The organism is Pseudomonas avellanae BPIC 631 (assembly GCF_000444135.1).
GTDB lineage: Bacteria > Pseudomonadota > Gammaproteobacteria > Pseudomonadales > Pseudomonadaceae > Aquipseudomonas > Aquipseudomonas avellanae.
Genome location: NZ_ATDK01000246.1, coordinates 21,690 through 40,719, shown reverse-complemented (window position 1 = coordinate 40,719; position 19,030 = coordinate 21,690). Strand labels below are relative to the sequence as shown.

Annotated in this window: 16 protein-coding genes; 13 read left to right on the top strand and 3 right to left on the bottom strand. The window is 58.0% G+C overall.

What is annotated here, in order from left to right; genetic code table 11:
• Positions 1 to 43: 43 nt before the first annotated feature.
• The gene (ftsK, locus tag DW49_RS0113660; RefSeq protein ID WP_005618958.1) at positions 44 to 2,449 is read right to left on the bottom strand and encodes a DNA translocase FtsK; all 2,406 of its coding nucleotides are present in this window, start codon (positions 2,447 to 2,449) and stop codon (positions 44 to 46) included.
• A 477-nt stretch (positions 2,450 to 2,926) separates the two neighbouring features.
• Here ftsK and aat point away from each other — a divergent pair, with 477 nt between their 5' ends.
• The 3 genes from aat (at position 2,927) to infA (ending at position 4,704) form a co-directional block, all read left to right on the top strand.
• Positions 2,927 to 3,616 carry a leucyl/phenylalanyl-tRNA--protein transferase gene (gene aat / locus DW49_RS0113655; RefSeq protein ID WP_005618959.1) on the top strand — a complete coding sequence of 230 codons (690 nt, stop codon included), beginning with the start codon at positions 2,927 to 2,929 and terminating at the stop codon, positions 3,614 to 3,616.
• A 60-nt stretch (positions 3,617 to 3,676) separates the two neighbouring features.
• Positions 3,677 to 4,384, top strand: coding sequence for an arginyltransferase (locus DW49_RS0113650; protein WP_003380150.1), 708 nt, complete (start codon positions 3,677 to 3,679; stop codon positions 4,382 to 4,384).
• Between the two features lie 101 nt (positions 4,385 to 4,485).
• Positions 4,486 to 4,704, top strand: coding sequence for a translation initiation factor IF-1 (gene infA / locus DW49_RS0113645; RefSeq protein ID WP_002553999.1), 219 nt, complete (start codon positions 4,486 to 4,488; stop codon positions 4,702 to 4,704).
• A gap of 114 nt (positions 4,705 to 4,818) precedes the next feature.
• Here infA and clpA read toward each other — a convergent pair whose 3' ends face one another.
• Together clpA and clpS are read right to left on the bottom strand one after the other, a co-directional pair.
• Positions 4,819 to 7,092 (bottom strand): ATP-dependent Clp protease ATP-binding subunit ClpA, encoded by a 2,274-nt coding sequence (gene clpA, locus DW49_RS0113640; protein ID WP_005619046.1) that lies wholly within the window; start codon positions 7,090 to 7,092, stop codon positions 4,819 to 4,821.
• A 30-nt stretch (positions 7,093 to 7,122) separates the two neighbouring features.
• Positions 7,123 to 7,485, bottom strand: coding sequence for an ATP-dependent Clp protease adapter ClpS (clpS, locus tag DW49_RS0113635; protein ID WP_003380148.1), 363 nt, complete (start codon positions 7,483 to 7,485; stop codon positions 7,123 to 7,125).
• Between the two features lie 220 nt (positions 7,486 to 7,705).
• On the opposite strand from clpS, the gene cspD reads away from it, so the two are divergent.
• From cspD to aceA, 10 genes are all read left to right on the top strand, one after another.
• Complete coding sequence (cspD, locus tag DW49_RS0113630; protein WP_020326768.1) at positions 7,706 to 7,984, top strand: cold shock domain-containing protein CspD; 279 nt, start codon at positions 7,706 to 7,708, stop codon at positions 7,982 to 7,984.
• Positions 7,985 to 8,623: 639 nt separating this feature from the next.
• Positions 8,624 to 10,855 (top strand): NADP-dependent isocitrate dehydrogenase, encoded by a 2,232-nt coding sequence (locus DW49_RS0113625; protein ID WP_005619048.1) that lies wholly within the window; start codon positions 8,624 to 8,626, stop codon positions 10,853 to 10,855.
• A 125-nt stretch (positions 10,856 to 10,980) separates the two neighbouring features.
• Positions 10,981 to 11,427 carry an NUDIX hydrolase gene (locus DW49_RS0113620; RefSeq protein WP_003380135.1) on the top strand — a complete coding sequence of 149 codons (447 nt, stop codon included), beginning with the start codon at positions 10,981 to 10,983 and terminating at the stop codon, positions 11,425 to 11,427.
• Positions 11,428 to 11,487: 60 nt separating this feature from the next.
• Entirely contained in the window at positions 11,488 to 12,618 is a 1,131-nt protein-coding gene (gene mnmA / locus DW49_RS0113615) for a tRNA 2-thiouridine(34) synthase MnmA (RefSeq protein WP_024419869.1), read from the top strand.
• Entirely contained in the window at positions 12,618 to 13,238 is a 621-nt protein-coding gene (gene hflD, locus DW49_RS0113610; RefSeq protein WP_005619052.1) for a high frequency lysogenization protein HflD, read from the top strand. The genes mnmA and hflD overlap by 1 nt, the downstream gene beginning before the upstream one ends.
• Positions 13,239 to 13,369: 131 nt before the next feature.
• Entirely contained in the window at positions 13,370 to 14,740 is a 1,371-nt protein-coding gene (purB, locus tag DW49_RS0113605; protein ID WP_003380132.1) for an adenylosuccinate lyase, read from the top strand.
• A 60-nt stretch (positions 14,741 to 14,800) separates the two neighbouring features.
• Positions 14,801 to 15,967: a ribosomal protein uL16 3-hydroxylase gene (locus DW49_RS0113600; RefSeq protein WP_005619053.1), complete on the top strand. Its 1,167-nt coding sequence runs from the start codon at positions 14,801 to 14,803 to the stop codon at positions 15,965 to 15,967.
• Positions 15,960 to 16,391: a GNAT family N-acetyltransferase gene (locus DW49_RS0113595; protein ID WP_005619055.1), complete on the top strand. Its 432-nt coding sequence runs from the start codon at positions 15,960 to 15,962 to the stop codon at positions 16,389 to 16,391. The genes DW49_RS0113600 and DW49_RS0113595 overlap by 8 nt, the downstream gene beginning before the upstream one ends.
• 177 nt (positions 16,392 to 16,568) lie before the next feature.
• Positions 16,569 to 17,315, top strand: a complete 747-nt coding sequence (locus DW49_RS0113590) for a secretin N-terminal domain-containing protein (protein WP_005619057.1) — start codon at positions 16,569 to 16,571, stop codon at positions 17,313 to 17,315.
• Positions 17,316 to 17,591: 276 nt separating this feature from the next.
• The gene (gene aceA / locus DW49_RS0113585; protein WP_005619058.1) at positions 17,592 to 18,917 is read left to right on the top strand and encodes an isocitrate lyase; all 1,326 of its coding nucleotides are present in this window, start codon (positions 17,592 to 17,594) and stop codon (positions 18,915 to 18,917) included.
• The last annotated feature ends 113 nt before the right edge of the window (positions 18,918 to 19,030 follow it).

Here is a 19,030-nt window from a genome sequence, read left to right as displayed (position 1 = left end):
AGCGCGCCGTGCACGCTGTCGATGCAAACCGGGGTGGTAAAACTCAGTCGCGCACCGGCCCGGGGGCCAGTACTTCACGCGAGCCGTTGGTGTTCATGGAGGTCACGACGCCTGCCATTTCCATCGCTTCGATCATGCGCGCGGCACGGTTGTACCCAATCTTGAGTTTGCGCTGCACGGCAGAAATCGATGCACGACGGCTTTCAAGGACGAATTTCACAGCCTCATCGTAAAGGGCATCGCTTTCGCTGTCTTCACCGCCCTCACTGCTGCCGCCATCAAAGCCGCTGCCGGGCTCTTCCACACCGGCGAGAATATCGTCGTTGTAGTCAGGAGAGCCACGCAGCTTCCACGCTTCCACCACACGGTGCACTTCTTCGTCGGAAACGAATGCACCGTGGACGCGAATTGGCAGACTGGTGCCCGGTGGCATGTAGAGCATGTCACCATGACCCAGCAATTGCTCGGCGCCACCCTGATCGATGATGGTGCGAGAGTCGATCTTGCTCGACACCTGAAACGCCATGCGCGTCGGGATGTTGGCCTTGATCAGACCGGTAATCACGTCCACCGAAGGACGCTGGGTCGCCAGAATCAGGTGAATACCGGCAGCACGGGCCTTCTGTGCAATACGCGCGATCAGCTCTTCGACCTTCTTGCCGACGATCATCATCATGTCGGCAAATTCGTCCACCACCACCACGATGGTCGGCAGCTTGGTCAGCAGCGGTGCTTCGTCGTGGATGCTTTCGCGCTTGTACAGCGGATCGGCCAGCGGCTCTCCGGCATCCTGCGCATCCTTGACCTTCTGGTTGAAGCCCGACAGGTTACGCACGCCCATCTTCGCCATCAGCTTGTAGCGGCGCTCCATCTCGGCGACGCTCCAGCGCAAGGCGTTGGCAGCGTCCTTCATGTCGGTCACCACCGGACACAACAAGTGTGGAATGCCTTCGTAGATGGACAATTCGAGCATTTTCGGGTCGATCATGATCAGCTTGGCATCTTCCGGGCCGGACTTGAACAGGATCGACAGGATCATTGCGTTCACACCCACCGACTTACCGGAACCGGTGGTACCGGCCACCAGCAGGTGGGGCATTTTCGCCAGATCGGTAATCACCGGCTTGCCGCCGATGTCGTGGCCCAGCGCCAGGGTGACAGGCGACTTGGCGTTATCGTATTCGGGGGTCGACAGCACCTCGGAGAACCGCACGATCTGGCGGTCTTCGTTGGGGATTTCGATACCCACGGTGGTCTTGCCCGGAATCACCTCGACCACACGCACGCTGGTCACGGCGAGCGAACGTGCAAGGTCCTTGGCCAGGTTGGAGATGCGACTGACCTTTACGCCAGCGGCGGGCTGAATTTCGTAACGGGTGATGACCGGGCCAGGATGAATCGAATCCACCGAGACCTCGACACCGAATTCCTTGAGCTTGATTTCCAGCAGATGACCGACCGCCGCCAGAGACTCCGGCGAATAGTTGAGCTGCTTCTTTTCCGCCGGATCAAGGATCGAAATCGGCGGCAAGGTGCCTTCGACGGCGCTGTCAACGAACAGCGGTACCTGTTTTTCCTTCAGGACGCGCTTGCTTGGCTCTGCCGGCTTCGACGGTGCTGGGGCGATGACCGCAGGCACGTGTTTTTCGCGCTCGGTCATGTGCTTGCTCAGCGACACTTCGCGTTCGATGATGCGCTCTCGGGCCTTGGCCTGCTCGCGACGGTCCGGGGCGACAGGCGCCACGACATCGTTTACGCGCATATCGACCTCGCGCAGTTGCGCAACCATCTGCTTGCGCTCGGCACGGGCAGTCCACCAGCGATTTGCAGCGCCCTGAAACAACTCGAACAGGTCCAGGGTGATCTTGCCGGTGACGTCCATCACCTTGAACCACGACAGATCGGTAAACACTGTCAGGCCGAAAAGGAACAGGGCAATGAACAACAAGGTACTGCCCTGGATGTTCAGCGCCCTTTTGGCCAGATCGCCCAACACTTCGCCCAGCACACCGCCCGCCGAGCCCGGAAAACCCGCCGAGAAGTGGAAATGAATGTGTGCCAGCGCGGCACCCGCCAGTATCAGGAAGACCAGCCCTATCAGGCGCCAGGAAAACAGCCAGCCGCTCCACTGCCAGGGCTCATGACGATGACGAAACACCTGCCAGGTCTTGATCGCCAGCAGTAACGGAAATATGTAGGCGAAATAGCCCAGAATCATGAACAGGATGTCGGCACAGAAGGCACCGGCCCACCCTGCGGCATTCTGAACCTGCCCGGCATTGCTGCTGGTATGGCTCCAGCCAGGGTCGCTCTGGTCGTAGGTCAGCAAAGCCATCATCAGGTACAGGCACAGTGCGCCAAAGGCGATCAGGGCCCCTTCCTTGAGCCGGTAGTGCAATTGCTGCCGCCATAGCGGAACAGCGCTGGGTGCTGGGGTGGATTTCTTCAAAACGCTTTAATTCCTGCGCTGGAGCGCGAACATCTCGTTGATTGACCAGTAACGGCTGTCGGACGGCACTGACTGCTCCCGCGTGGACAGGGATGGCAGACACCGGGAAACCCGTTGGACAGACGCTTGAATGATAATACCCAAAGCAGGCATTGTACGGCTTTACACACAGCGGGGTCTGTACGAAAACGCGCCAGACCGGGCTCAGACACCTCTGCAACACCGGAAAGACCAAACCTGCCTGCGTGTTCGCTGATAACGTTCAATTTGAGCATGCATTCCGTTTTGTGACAAAGGCTTATGACGTGTTTCTGGCAACTACCCGCAACTTTTCAGGCTGGGCCATCGCTGCCATGCCGGCGCATTACCGCAAGTACAAGGTACGCGCCATAATGACAACCGCTTGTGACCACGCCCACCGTACAGAGTTGCATCTTCAGGCCTGTGCGCCCTCCCCTTCCGCAAAGGCGTGATGCCATGCTGACCTGGTTAAACCGCAACAACCTGGATTTCCCCCCATTGGAGAAAGCCCTTCGTGAACCCGACGGGCTGCTGGCAGCCGGTGGAGACTTGTCGGCCGACCGCCTGATCAAGGCTTATCGGCACGGCTGCTTTCCGTGGTTCCAGGATGGTCAGCCCATCCTGTGGTGGTCACCTGATCCGCGCACCGTGCTGTTTCCCGAAGAGCTGCACATCTCACGCAGCCTCGGCAAGGTACTGCGCCAGTGTCGTTATCGCGTGACCTTCGACACGGACTTTGCCCGTGTGATCAGGGCCTGTGCGGCGCCTCGCAGTTACGCCAATGAAACCTGGATCACCGGCTCGATGCAGAACGCCTACCTGGAGCTGCACCGCCGCGGCCATGCGCACAGCGTAGAAGTCTGGGATCAGGAAGAGCTGGTCGGCGGGCTTTACGGCCTGGCGATGGGTCAGCTGTTTTTCGGAGAGTCGATGTTCAGTCGCGCAGACAACGCCTCCAAAGTCGGCTTTGCCACGTTGATAGAGCATCTGACCGACTGGGGTTTTGTGCTGATCGACTGCCAGATGCCTACTCAACACCTTCATAGCTTTGGCGCGCGTTCGATTCCTCGCCAGACTTTCGCCGATTACCTGGCCCGCCACCTGGATCAGCCGACCGACGCCGACTGGTTATCTAGGCGAGTTTGACAGGCTGGCATACACTCATCGGTATGGATTTACCTTTTAAGCGGCGATTAGGCGGCGATCATGACAGAGCTGGCAAGACTGAAGTTTTATGCCACTCAACCCCACACCTGCAGTTACCTGCCCGAGGAGCAGGCGACCACCCTGTTCCTGGACCCCAGCCAGCCGATGGACGTGCAGGTCTATGCGGACCTGTCGGACATGGGCTTTCGCCGTAGCGGCGATCATCTTTATCGCCCTCACTGCCAGAACTGCAGCGCTTGCGTGCCCGCGCGCATCCCCGTGAACCTGTTCGTACCTGACAGACAGCAAAAGCGCATTCTCAAGCGCAATGCCGACATTCAGGTGAGCAGCACCAAACCGGTGTTCACTCAGGAGTATTTCGATCTTTATCAGCGCTACATCGAGCAGCGCCATGCCGACGGCGACATGTTTCCCCCAAGCCGGGAGCAGTTTTCGACGTTTCTGGTTCGCGACCTGCCGTTTTCGCGCTTTTATGAGTTTCGTGTTGACCAACGCCTGCTGGCAGTCGCCGTTACCGACCTACTGCCCAACGGGCTTTCAGCGGTCTACACCTTCTACGAACCTGACGAAGAGCGCCGCAGTCTGGGCCGCTACGCGATTTTGTGGCAGATCGGCGAAGCCACCCGGCTGCAGCTGCAAGCGGTGTACCTGGGTTACTGGATAAAGAACTGCAAAAAGATGAATTACAAGACCCAATATCGACCCATCGAGCTACTGACCAATCAAAGATGGGTCACTCTGTATTGAACCCCTTGGCTTAAACTGGTTTTTTCGGGCACAATGCACGCCGCTTTTGCCTGGCGCCACTTGCACCGGGCCACTCATTTGTATACCGAGGGCTTTACTGCATGTCGAAAGAAGACAGCTTCGAAATGGAAGGCACTGTCGTCGACACCCTGCCCAACACCATGTTTCGTGTGGAGTTGGAAAACGGGCACGTCGTAACCGCGCATATCTCCGGCAAGATGCGCAAGAATTACATCCGTATTCTGACCGGCGACAAGGTGCGTGTAGAACTGACGCCCTATGACCTCAGCAAAGGGCGCATCACCTACCGCGCTCGTTAAACAGGCATCAACGAAAACGCCCGGCATAGCCGGGCGTTTTTGTTTGCGTGTTTATCAACCGTTGTTGCCGACCTGCCCCGCATCAATCAGCAATGCGGGGCGAGGCTTACGGCGTCAGGCCATTTCTGCCGTGGTTTCGAAATCGAAAGTGATCTCGCCATCACGGATGTCGATGTGCACGACGCCTCCATGCTCTGACAACTCGCCAAACAGGATCTCTTCAGCCAACGGCCGTTTGATCTTGTCCTGAATCAGGCGAGCCATCGGGCGTGCGCCCATCGCTGCATCGTAACCGCCCTGCGCCAGCCAGCTTCTTGCCGCCTCGGAGACTTCGAGCAGTACGCGCTTGTCTTCCAGTTGGGCCTGAAGCTCGGTAAGGAACTTATCCACCACGCTCTTGATGACTTCATGGCTGAGACGACCAAACTGAATGATCGTGTCCAGACGGTTGCGGAACTCCGGAGTGAAGCTCTTCTTGATCACTTCCATTGCATCAGACGAATGGTCCTGATGCGTGAAACCGATCGAAGCCCGCGCCGCGGATTCAGCACCGGCGTTGGTGGTCATGATCACGATCACGTTGCGGAAGTCTGCCTTGCGCCCGTTGTTATCAGTGAGCGTACCGTGGTCCATAACCTGCAACAGCAGATTGAAGACTTCGGGATGCGCCTTCTCGATTTCATCGAGCAACAGCACGCAGTGTGGTTGACGGGTAATGGCTTCTGTCAGCAAACCGCCCTGATCGAAACCGACGTAGCCAGGAGGCGCACCGATCAAGCGAGAAACGGTGTGACGCTCCATGTACTCGGACATGTCGAAACGAATCAGCTCGACACCCAAGGCTTTCGCCAGCTGACGAGCAGCTTCGGTCTTGCCGACACCGGTAGGCCCGGCGAACAGAAAGGAACCAACCGGCTTGTCCGGCGACTTGAGCCCTGCACGCGACAGCTTGATGGCCGTAGACAGCGAATCGATCGCCGCATCCTGACCAAACACCGTCAACTTGAGATCGCGCTCCAGGTTACGCAGCAGTTCCTTGTCAGAGCTGTTGACGTGTTTCGGCGGAATACGGGCGATCTTGGCGACAATGTCTTCAACCTGCGGCACGTCGATGCGCTTGACGCGTTTTTCGACCGGTTGCAGGCGCTGATAGGCACCCGCCTCGTCAATCACGTCGATGGCCTTGTCGGGCATATGACGGTCATTGATGTAGCGCGAGGCGAGCTCAGCGGCGGCGCGCAAGGCTTCATCACTGTATTCGATGCTGTGATGCTGCTCGAAGCGGCTTTTCAGGCCGCGCAGGATTCCGATGGTGTCTTCAACCGAAGGCTCGGACACATCGACTTTCTGGAAGCGACGTGCCAAGGCACGGTCCTTCTCGAAAATCCCGCGAAACTCCTGGAACGTCGTTGAACCGATGCAGCGAATCTCGCCAGAAGACAACATTGGCTTGAGCAGATTCGAGGCATCCATCACCCCACCGGACGCCGCACCGGCACCAATGATTGTGTGGATCTCGTCGATGAACAGAATCGCCTGCGGACGCTTGCGCAGTTCGTTGAGCAGCGCCTTGAAGCGCTTCTCGAAATCACCACGGTATTTGGTCCCGGCCAGCAAGGCACCCAGGTCAAGCGAATAGACAACGCTGTTGGCAAGCAGGTCAGGCACCTGATTGTCGACGATACGCTTGGCAAGGCCTTCGGCAATGGCGGTTTTACCCACCCCGGCCTCTCCGACCAACAATGGGTTGTTCTTGCGCCGACGAGCGAGAATCTGCGCCACACGCTCGACTTCGCTTTCGCGGCCGACCAGTGGATCGATGCGCCCCTGACGCGCCAATTCGTTCAGATTGCTGGCATAGGCATCCAGAGGATTGCCTGAGGAAGATGCTTCACCGCCCTCGTCGTCCTGCATATCTTGCTCACCTTCAGAAGAGTGTTCGCCATGCCCTGGAACCTTGGAGATACCGTGGGCAATGTAGTTGACGACATCGATCCGGGCCACACTCTGCTGCTTGAGCAGAAATACGGCCTGGCTTTCCTGCTCACTGAAAATTGCAACCAGCACGTTGGCGCCGGTCACTTCGCGCTTGCCAGAGCTTTGCACGTGGAAGACAGCGCGTTGCAGCACGCGCTGAAAACCCAGCGTTGGTTGAGTCTCGCGGTCCTCGTCGTGGACGGGGATCAGCGGCGTAGTAGAGTCGATGAACTCTTGCAGATCATGCTTGAGTTTATCGAGGCTTGCGCCGCATGCACGCAGGACAGTGGCTGCAGCCTCATTATCCAATAGAGCCAGCAGGAGATGCTCGACCGTCATGAACTCATGACGCTTCGAACGTGCCTCCTTGAAGGCAAGATTGAGGGTGACTTCGAGCTCACGGTTTAACATAGCTTCACCTCATACCCAAGTGGTCGGCGTTTAACCGTCCTTCTCGATCTCACAGAGTAGCGGATGCTGGCTCTCCCTGGCGTACTGATTGACCTGCGCCGCCTTGGTCTCGGCGATGTCGCGGGTAAACAATCCGCAGACTGCCCGTCCCTCTGTATGGACGGCCAGCATGACTTTGGTGGCCAGCTCACGATTCAGGTTAAAAAACACCTCGAGTACTTCGACGACGAAATCCATCGGGGTGTAGTCATCATTGAACAAAACCACCTTGTACATCGGTGGCGCCTGCAGGGTCGGTTTGGCGTCCTGCACCGCGATGCCTGCCGAGTCGTCCTCGTGTGACTGCGGACCATCCTGATTGAATGTTAGTCGAATCTTGCTGAATGCATGCATGGAAAGAAATGTTCGTTTGAGGGCGGATTGAGCAACTAGTCGCAGTCTGACCGGTTTTTAAATGGACTGCCGCATGACCTTGACTATCAGCTAAACGGTGTTACAAACAATAGAGCCCACATTGGGTAAAAAGGGTCCGCGCAGTCAACCAAAATTTTTCGGTGAGGCGGATTGAAGTGGACGATACTCCTGAGGGAGTCCTTTGCGGAGGGATATGGCGATGCTTAACGGAAAAGTCAAGTGGTTCAACAATGCAAAAGGTTATGGATTCATACTCGAAGACGGCAAGCCTGATGAAGACTTGTTCGCTCATTTCTCGGCCATCCAGATGGACGGCTACAAAACCCTCAAAGCCGGCCAGCCGGTCAGCTTTGACATCATTCAAGGGCCAAAAGGACTGCATGCAGTAAATATCCAGTCATCACTGGCCAGAACAAGCGAACCGCACAAGGATGCGCATGCCGCCGCTGAGCATGTACCTGAACACGCACACGCTTGAAATCTGTCACTCACAATATGACAGTCGACATCTGACCCCGACCGCCGGTTCAGTTGGCGGTATTACCGACAGTACGCAATGAGATTGTGCCGAACCTTGAAGAAGCTGAAGTTTTGCTCTCTTCAAACCGTCATGACTCCTCAGGGTATCGAATTAGCGGTTATTGCACCGCAGATACCCCGACCAAAAGCGCGCCGCAACGGGCACCGCCGCTTGAACAGCGGAACCCGCAACAGAATGTCACTATTTTGCTCCCCTCCTCTCGAATAACCTGCCATCCAGCGGGCCTGCATGACGCAGATCGCACCTCCAAATGCACGCCAGGCCATCGACACCTTCGACCAACGGCGGATATTCATTATTCGATAGCACGCATAGCATTAATGCTTGGTGCCAATGGTTTGATATACTCGCGCCATGACCGCAGAGTCATAAAGGCTGACCCGTCTGAAACCAGACCCTCAGCCTTCTTATGCGTCGGGTCGCTACCTGGCCTGACAGCTTGACGCTCGACTGATGCACCCAACATCACCGCGAATAAACCTCGACCTGGGCTCATGGCCGAACCGTGGGCAAGAGTGCATACCCTGCGCGTATCGAGATTTTGTGCATGCTCAGCAAAACAGAGAGTTAATACGAATGTCCAACCGCTCGAAGATCATCTACACCTTCACCGACGAAGCTCCGGCCCTCGCCACCTACTCGCTGCTGCCTATCATCGAAGCTTTCACAGCCTCCTCCGATATCGACGTGGAAACGCGCGACATCTCTCTGGCGGGCCGTGTTCTTTCCAGCTTCCCGGAGTCGCTTGGCGCCGATCAACAAGTGCCGGATCATCTCGCCGAGCTGGGCAAACTGGCCACCACGCCAGAAGCCAACATCATCAAGCTGCCTAACATCAGCGCTTCGGTCCCACAACTGAAAGCGACCATCAAGGAGCTTCAGGAGCAGGGCTTCAACATCCCCGATTACCCGGAAAACCCTGCCACTGACGCGGAAAAAGAAACCCGCGCGCGTTACGACAAGACCAAGGGCAGCGCTGTAAACCCGGTTCTACGCGAAGGCAACTCCGATCGCCGTGCCCCACTGTCGGTCAAGAATTACGCGCGCAAGCACCCGCACAAAATGGGCGCCTGGGCTTCCGACTCCAATTCCCACGTTGCGCACATGAGCAACGGTGACTTCTACGGCAGCGAAAAAGCCGCGCAGATCGAAGCTGACAACACTGTAAAGATCGAACTGGTCGCTCAGGACGGCACCACCACCGTCCTGAAAGAAAAAACTTCCCTGAAGGCTGGCGAAATCGTCGACTGCTCGGTCATGAGCGCCAAAGCACTGCGCAGCTTCATTGCTGCCGAGATCGAGGACGCGCGCAAGCAGGGCGTTCTGTTCTCGGTGCATTTGAAAGCCACCATGATGAAGATCTCCGACCCGATCATGTTCGGTCAGATCGTCGCCGAGTTCTACAAGGATGCGCTGACCAAGCACGCTGACACGCTGAAACAGATCGGCTTCAGCCTGAACAACGGCATCGGCGACCTTTACGAGCGCATCAGCGCTCTGCCTGCCGAGAAACAGGCAGAAATCAAGGCTGACATCGAAGCGGTCTACGCCGTTCGTCCACAGCTGGCGATGGTCAACTCCGACAAGGGCATCACCAACCTGCACGTGCCGAGCGACGTAATTGTCGACGCATCGATGCCAGCGATGATCCGTGACTCGGGCAAGATGTGGGGCACCGACGGTCAACTTCACGATGCCAAGGCAGTGATCCCGGATCGTTGCTACGCCACCATCTATCAAGCTGTCATCGAAGACTGCAAGAAAAATGGCGCTTTCGACCCGACCACCATGGGCAGCGTACCGAACGTAGGCCTGATGGCTCAGAAAGCCGAAGAATACGGCTCCCACGACAAGACGTTCCACATCCAGACCAATGGTGTGGTTCGTGTGACCGACAGCCAGGGCAACCTGCTGATGGAACAGAACGTCGAAGCAGGCGATATCTGGCGCATGTGCCAGGCCAAGGACGCGCCGATCCAGGACTGGGTCAAACTGGCAGTCAACCGCGCTCGCGCGAGCAACACGCCGGCCATCTTCTGGCTGGACGCTTCCCGCGCCCACGACAGCGTGATGATCGAGAAAGTCCGCAAGTACCTGGGCGACCACGATACGTCGGGCCTGGACATCCAGATCCTTTCGCCAGTCGACGCCATGAAGCTGACCCTGGAGCGCACTCGCGCCGGCAAGGACACCATTTCGGTGACCGGTAACGTGCTGCGAGACTACCTCACCGACCTGTTCCCAATCATGGAACTGGGCACCAGCGCGAAGATGCTGTCGATTGTTCCGCTGATGAACGGTGGCGGCCTGTTCGAAACCGGCGCCGGCGGTTCGGCTCCCAAGCACGTTCAGCAGTTCGTTGAAGAGAACTTCCTGCGCTGGGATTCGCTGGGCGAGTTCCTGGCCCTGGCCGCCTCGCTGGAGCACCTGGGTAACGCGTATAACAACCCGAAAGCGCTGGTTCTGTCCAAAACCCTCGACCAGGCCACTGGCGAGTTCCTGGATCGCAACAAGTCGCCTTCGCGCAAGGTCGGCGGTATCGACAACCGCGGCAGCCACTTCTACCTGACCCTGTTCTGGGCGCAGGCACTGGCTGCTCAGAATGACGACGCAGACCTCAAGGCACAGTTCACGCCTCTGGCCAAAACCCTGACCGACAACGAAGAAAAAATCGTTGCCGAGCTGAATGCCGTTCAAGGCAAGCCAGTGGACATTGGCGGTTACTATTTCGCCAATCCGGAAGTAACCAGCAAAGCCATGCGCCCTAGCGCAACGCTCAACGCAGCTATTGATGCGTTGAAAGCGTAAACGGCAAACCGGCGCAACGCTTTACCTCGTTGCCCAACCAAAAGCCCCGGCCTGCGTGTCGGGGCTTTTGCATTCAAGCGCTTGAAACACCGGCTACCCATAGACTGCAAGCAGAGGATCAACCCATGACCTGGCAAGCCCATGTTACCGTCGCCACCATCGTCGAGGATCAGGGCCGTTTCCTGTTCGTCGAGGAAATGAAGGGCGGCCGCGCCGTACTCAATCAACCTGCCGGGCATCTCGACCCGAACGAAAGCCTGCAACGTGCGGCAGTGCGGGAAACCCTGGAAGAAACCGGCTGGGACGTCGAACTGACCAGCGTGGTGGGTATTTACCTGTACACCGCGCCAAGCAACGGCGTGACCTATCAGCGGATCTGCTTCGCCGCCAAAGCCCTGCGCCACAATTGCGAGTATCAGCTGGACCACGGCATACTCGGCGCGATCTGGCTGACTCGCGACGAGTTGCTGGCTCAGCAGGAGCGCTGGCGCAGCGAACTGGTCATGCGCTGCCTCGACGATTACCTCGACGCCGAACATTTCAGTCTCGACCTGCTGCGTGACAAGGCGTGAGACTCGACGCCCTCAGCCTGATAGAATCGCGTCCTTTTACAGGTCAGCCGTTGAATCCCCATGCGTGATCCAGCCCCCTCGAACTCAGAAATGAAGCGCGTCATAGTCGGCATGTCCGGCGGCGTGGACTCTTCCGTTTCCGCCGTACTGCTCATGGAGCAGGGTTATCAGGTGGAAGGCTTGTTCATGAAGAACTGGGAAGAAGACGACGGAACGGAATATTGCACCGCCCGCGAAGACCTGGCAGATGCCCAGGCCGTGTGCGACAAGATCGGCATCAAACTGCACACCGCCAACTTCGCCGCCGAGTACTGGGACAACGTCTTCGAGCACTTCCTCGAAGAATACAAGGCCGGACGTACCCCAAATCCGGACATCCTCTGCAACCGGGAAATCAAGTTCAAAGCCTTCCTGGACTATGCCTTGATGCTGGGTGCCGACCTGATTGCCACCGGCCACTATGTGCGCCGCCGTGATATCGACGGGCACACCGAGCTGCTCAAGGGCCTGGACCCGAACAAGGACCAGAGCTACTTCCTGCATGCCGTCGGTGGCGAACAGATCGCCCGGACGCTGTTCCCGGTCGGCGAACTGGAAAAACCGGAAGTGCGCGCCATTGCCGAGAAACACGGCCTGGCCACGGCCAAGAAAAAGGACTCCACCGGTATCTGCTTCATAGGCGAGCGCCGCTTCACCGATTTTCTGCGCCAATACCTGCCCGCCCAACCCGGCGAGATCAAGACCACCGAAGGTGAAGTTATCGGTCGTCACAGCGGCCTGATGTACCACACCATCGGTCAGCGCCAGGGCCTGGGCATTGGCGGCCTCAAGGACGCCAGTGATGACCCGTGGTACGTGCTGGTCAAGGACCTGGACAACAACGAACTGATCGTTGGCCAGGGCAATGACCATCCATGGTTGTTTTCGCGGGCGCTGGTGTCTTCGGAGATCTACTGGGTCAACCCGATCGACCTGAGCAGCCCGCGCAAACTCACCGCAAAAGTCCGTTATCGCCAGAGCGACCAGCCGTGCACGCTGGAAAAAACCGCTGACGGCTACCGGGCCACATTCGATGACCCGCAACGCGCTGTCACGCCCGGCCAGTCCGTGGTGTTCTACGATGGCGAAATCTGTCTGGGCGGCGGCGTGATCGAAATTGCCGCACCCTGGACCAGCAAGGACAAGCGTTGATGACCCCGATTCAGGAACAACTGATCGCTCTGGGCAGAGTATTTCAGGCCGCCGTGCTGGTTGATCGAATTGCCAAGACCGGCCAGGTCAGCGAAGCGGCACTGAGCTGCATGCTCGGTAGCCTGCTGGTGATCGACCCGAAAGACACGCTGGACGTCTACGGCGGTGATGACCTCAATCTGCACGAGGGCTATCGCGCCATGGCCAGCGCTCTGGAGCGCGACCCGGCGACACTGCAGCGCGAGCCGCTGCGCTATGCCCTGTCGATGCTCGGCCTGGAGCGACAGCTGGCCAAGCGCGACGACCTGCTCGAAATCGTTGGCAAACGCATCCCGGTGATTCAATCGCAGGTCGAACATTTCGGCATCGCTCACGAAAACGTGATCGCCGCGACCGGCGCACTTTACGAAGACACCCTGAGCACTCTGCGCCAGCGTATTCAGGTGCAGGGCGACATGCGCAACCTGCAGCAACCGAACAACGCTTCGAAGATCCGCGCCATTCTGCTGGCAGGTATTCGCTCTGCGCGCCTGTGGCGGCAAGTTGGCGGTCATCGCTGGCAGCTGGTGTTCAGCCGTCGCAAGCTATTGAAAGAACTCTATCCGTTGCTGCACGGCTGATCCGCCGCGCACCAATAACCCTCACCACCTCAGGCACGACGCTGTCTACGCGGGTCAGCGGACTGCGGTCCGGCTGACTTTTCATGTATGATGTGCGCCCTTTTCGTTGCCAGACTGTCCGAGAGCATCCCATGCAGCTTTCTTCGCTCACTGCGGTTTCCCCTGTTGACGGCCGTTACGCCGGCAAAACCCAAGCCTTGCGCCCTATTTTCAGCGAATACGGCCTGATCCGTTTCCGCGTGATGGTTGAAGTCCGCTGGCTCCAACGCCTGGCCGCTCACCCGCAGATCACCGAAGTCCCGGCGTTCTCCGCGCAAGCCAATGCCATTCTCAATACTCTGGCTGAAGATTTTTCGGTGGAACACGCCGAGCGCGTCAAGGAAATCGAGCGCACCACCAACCACGACGTCAAGGCCGTGGAATACCTGCTCAAGGAACAGGCTGCCAAGCTGCCGGAGCTGGAAAACGTCAGCGAGTTCATTCACTTTGCCTGCACCAGCGAGGACATCAACAACCTGTCCCACGCCCTGATGCTGCGCGAAGGCCGCGACACCGTGATGCTGCCGCTGATGCGCCAGATCGCCGACGCTATCCGCGAACTGGCCATCCGCTTCGCCGACGTGCCGATGCTCTCGCGCACCCACGGCCAGCCAGCCTCCCCGACCACGCTGGGCAAGGAACTGGCCAACGTGGTTTACCGCCTGGAACGCCAGATCACCCAGATCGCCGCAGTGCCTTTGCTGGGCAAGATCAACGGCGCGGTCGGCAACTACAATGCCCACCTCTCTGCCTATGCCGATATCGACTGGGAAGCCAACGCACGCGCCTTCATCGAAGACGAGCTGGGCCTGGGCTTCAACCCCTACACCACGCAGATCGAGCCGCATGACTACATTGCCGAGCTGTTCGACGCCGTTGCGCGCTTCAATACCATCCTGATCGACTTCGACCGCGATATCTGGGGCTACATCTCCCTGGGCTATTTCAAGCAGCGCACCATCGCTGGCGAAATCGGTTCGTCGACCATGCCGCACAAGGTCAACCCGATCGACTTCGAAAACTCCGAAGGCAACCTGGGTATCGCCAACGCGCTGTTCCAGCACCTGGCGAGCAAGCTGCCCGTCTCCCGCTGGCAGCGCGACCTGACCGACTCCACCGTGTTGCGTAACCTGGGCGTTGGTTTTGCACACAGCGTGATTGCCTACGAAGCCAGCCTCAAGGGCATCAGCAAGCTGGAATTGAACGAGCAACGCATTGCTGCCGATCTGGACGCCTGCTGGGAAGTCCTGGCCGAGCCGATCCAGACCGTAATGCGTCGTTACAACATCGAAAACCCGTATGAAAAATTGAAAGAACTGACACGTGGCAAGGGCATCGGCCCTGAAGCGCTGCAAACTTTCATCGACGGTCTGGATATGCCTGCCCAAGCCAAGGCCGAGCTGAAGAAGCTCACGCCAGCCAATTACATCGGCAATGCGGCAGCCCAGGCCAAGCGCATCTGACACGCAAAAAAATTGCACACGCCCGGCTGTGCCGGGCGTTTTCATTTCAAGGGCTTACACATGAATCCTGATATTCCTCTTCAATTTCTGGGCGGCATCAGTGCACGCGTTTTCCTGCGTGACTACTGGCAGAAAAAACCGCTTCTGATCCGTCAGGCCTTGCCGGACTTTCAAAGCCCGATTGATGCAGACGAGCTGGCCGGCCTGGCTCTGGAAGAAGAAGTCGAGTCACGCCTGGTTATCGAAAACGGCGAACGCCCCTGGGAGCTGCGTCGCGGCCCATTCGCCGAAGACGAATTCAGCAAGTTGCCCGAGCGCGACTGGACCCTGTTGGTGCAGGCCGTGGACCAGTTCGTTCCGGAAGTCAGTGAACTGCTGGAAAACTTCCGCTTTCTGCCAAGCTGGCGTATTGACGATGTGATGATCAGCTATGCCGCACCTGGCGGCGGCGTTGGCCCGCATTTCGATAATTATGACGTGTTCCTGCTGCAAGGCCACGGCAAGCGCCACTGGCAGATCGGCCAGATGTGCGATGCCGAAAGCCCGTTGCTGCAGCACGCCGACCTGCGCATTCTTGCCGAATTCGAAAAAACCGAAGAGTGGACGCTGGAACCCGGTGACATGCTTTATCTGCCGCCGCGCCTGGCCCACTGCGGCGTCGCTGTTGACGATTGCCTGACTTATTCGGTTGGCTTCCGCGCCCCTGGTGCTGCCGAAGTGCTGACCCACTTCACCGACTTCCTCAGCCAGTTCATTCCGGACGAAGAGCGCTATACCGACGCTGATGCGCAGCCGGCCAGCGATCCGCATCAGATCCAGCACGACGCGCTCGACCGACTCAAAGCGCTGCTGGCCGAGCACATGAGCGACGAACGCCTGCTGCTCACCTGGTTTGGCCAGTTCATGACCGAGCCACGCTACCCGGAACTGGTCACCGGCCCGGAGCTGGAAGAAGCCGATCTGCTCGACAGCCTCGAACAGGGCGCTGTACTGATTCGCAACCCAAGTGCAAGGCTGGCCTGGTCTGAAGTCGACGACGATCTGCTACTGTTTGCCAGTGGTCAGAGCCGCTTGTTACCGGGCAGCCTGCGTGAGCTGCTGAAACTGATCTGTGCTGCCGACGCATTGCACAGTGAAAACCTCGGCCAGTGGTTGGCCGATGACGATGGACGCAATCTGCTTTGCGAACTCGTAAAACAAGGAAGCCTAGGATTCGCCGATGAATAAAGTCACTGTAGCTGTCGCCCAATGGCAGAAGAACAACGCCGATATCCGGCGCATACGCGATTCGGTATTTATTGCCGAGCAGTGCGTGCCACCCGAACTGGAATGGGATGCCGAGGACGCCGGGGCTGTGCACTTTCTCGCGTATGAAGGGGAATACGCAGTAGGCACCGCTCGCCTGCTGCCCGACGGTGAAATTGGTCGCCTGTCGGTGCTCAAGGACTGGCGTGGCCTGAAGGTCGGCGAGGCGTTGCTTAGCGCGGTGATTCATGAAGCCGAGCAACGCGGGCTAAAGCCGTTGAAGCTCAGCGCTCAGGTGCAGGCTGTCGAGTTTTACCAGCACTTCGGCTTTGCCGTGGTCAGTGACGAGTTTCTCGAAGCCGGTTTACCGCACGTCGAGATGCGCCGCGAGACACCTGAAAACTGAGTATGTAGGCACTTTTCACGGCACTACATAATGATCGCCCTGCCCTTTTCCGCTCGATACCACAAAGGTCGAAACGAAAAACAGCAGGGCTTTTTTGTGGTGGACCATTCAGCCTGATCCCCCATGGCCGATACAGTGGCAAACTCATGCTTTACGCGCTTACCGCGGAGAATGAACATGTCAATCCGTAACCTGCTTAACACAGTACTCACCTCAGTACTGATCGCATTCAGCGCTCAGACCCTCGCAGCGACCGAAGTTGTCCCGCTCAACTACCGCACCAGTGCCGACCTGCTGCCGGTGGCCAAATCTTTTCTGGGTGCCGACGGCTCGGTCAGCGCCTATGGCAATCAGCTGATCGTCAATGCCGATTCGCGCAAGATCGAAGAACTTCGCAGCCTGCTATCGCAACTGGATACCGCGCCAAAGCGCTTGCTGATCAGCGTCGACACCAGCGAAAACGCCACGAGCAGCAGCAATGGCTCACGCGTTATCGATTACGGCACCGCGAGCCGCGACAGCGGCGGCGTGCAGCAGGTTCAGACCAGCGAAGGTACGCCGGCATTGATTCAGGTCGGACAGAGCGTCCCGCTGACGTCTTCGTCCACGGACTCCTACGGCTACTCACAGAGCAACACTGAATACCGCAATGTCACCCAGGGGTTCTATGTCACTGCCAGCGTAACCGGCGACACCGTTCACCTGACCATCAGCACCAACCATGACCGCATGAGCCAGGAACGCCCTGACGCCATCAAGGTGCAAAGTACTGACAGCCAGGTCAGCGGCCGTCTTGGCGAGTGGATCACGCTGGCGAGCAATAGCGATCAATCCGTTGCCGATCAAAGAGGCTTTGCCCAACGCTATTCCACTCAGGGTCGCAGCGACATGATTTTGCGTGTGAAGGTCGAAAGCCTCGAATAGTCTGAGCTGGCGCGAAAGCCAGCACCTGCGGGCCTTTTAGTGACTCATAAGTCTTGCCCTACAATTATGTAGTGAAAGTAAAAAAGCACTACAAAACGTTTGACGCCCCCTACACCCCGAGGCATGATTGCCTCGCTCCCGCTGATCGAAGGCTTCGCAAAAAGCCTTCGATCGTCGCTCTCCGAGCAGCGAGCAGCCATCTACAGTGCCTTCGGTAAACGAGGCTTTTTGGCGGAGCAGGACTTCTGATCAAGACCTACTTCTTGGGGTATCCAAATGGCACTGACACGCGAACAACAAATAGCGGCTCTCGAAAAAGACTGGGCCGAAAATCCGCGCTGGAAAAACGTCACCCGTACTTACTCTGCAGCCGATGTGGTCCGATTGCGGGGCTCGGTTCAACCCGAGCACACCTTCGCAAGACTGGGCGCTGACAAACTGTGGAATCTGGTGACCCAGGGTGCCAGGCCCTCTTTTCGGCCAGACAAGGACTTCGTCAACTGCATGGGCGCTCTGACCGGTGGTCAGGCCGTGCAGCAGGTCAAGGCCGGCATTCAGGCGATTTACCTTTCCGGCTGGCAAGTGGCTGCCGACAACAACTCTGCCGAATCCATGTACCCGGATCAGTCGCTGTACCCGGTCGACTCGGTGCCGACAGTGGTCAAGCGCATCAACAACTCGTTCCGACGTGCTGACCAGATTCAATGGAAAGCCGGTAAAACGCCGGGCGACGAAGGCTACATCGACTATTTCGCGCCTATCGTGGCGGATGCCGAGGCGGGCTTTGGTGGCGTGCTGAATGCGTACGAACTGATGAAAAACATGATCGAGGCCGGTGCTGCGGGTGTGCACTTCGAAGATCAACTGGCATCGGTGAAGAAATGCGGGCACATGGGTGGCAAGGTGCTGGTTCCGACTCAGGAAGCGATCCAGAAACTGGTGGCTGCGCGCCTGGCAGCCGATGTCGCCGGCGTACCTACGATTATTCTGGCGCGCACCGACGCCAATGCGGCAGACCTGCTGACCTCTGACTGCGACCCCTACGACAAGGCGTTCGTGACCGGCGAGCGCACTCATGAAGGTTTCTACAAGGTCCGCGCGGGCCTGGATCAGGCGATTTCTCGCGGCCTGGCCTATGCGCCTTATGCCGACCTGATCTGGTGTGAAACCGCCAAGCCGGACCTGGACGAGGCACGTCGCTTCGCCGAGGCGATCAAGAAGGAGTACCCGGATCAATTGCTCTCCTACAACTGTTCGCCCTCCTTCAACTGGAAGAAAAACCTCGATGACGCGACCATCGCCAAATTTCAGCGCGAGCTTTCGGCCATGGGTTACAAGCACCAGTTCATCACCCTGGCAGGCATCCACAACATGTGGCACAGCATGTTCAACCTGGCGCATGACTACGCCCGCAACGACATGACGGCGTACGTGAAGCTGCAGGAACAGGAGTTCGCCGACGCGGCCAAAGGCTACACCTTTGTGGCCCACCAGCAGGAAGTGGGCACCGGTTATTTCGATGACATGACCACCGTAATCCAGGGCGGCGTGTCATCGGTCACTGCACTGACCGGCTCCACAGAAGAAGAGCAATTCCACTGACACGCCGCGCAATGCGTTGAAAAAACAGACCGTCCGTAGGGGCGGTCTGTTTTTTGTGTCGGATATTGCCTGTATTGATTTCAGACAACCCGGAGTTCGCTTCCGGATGCTAC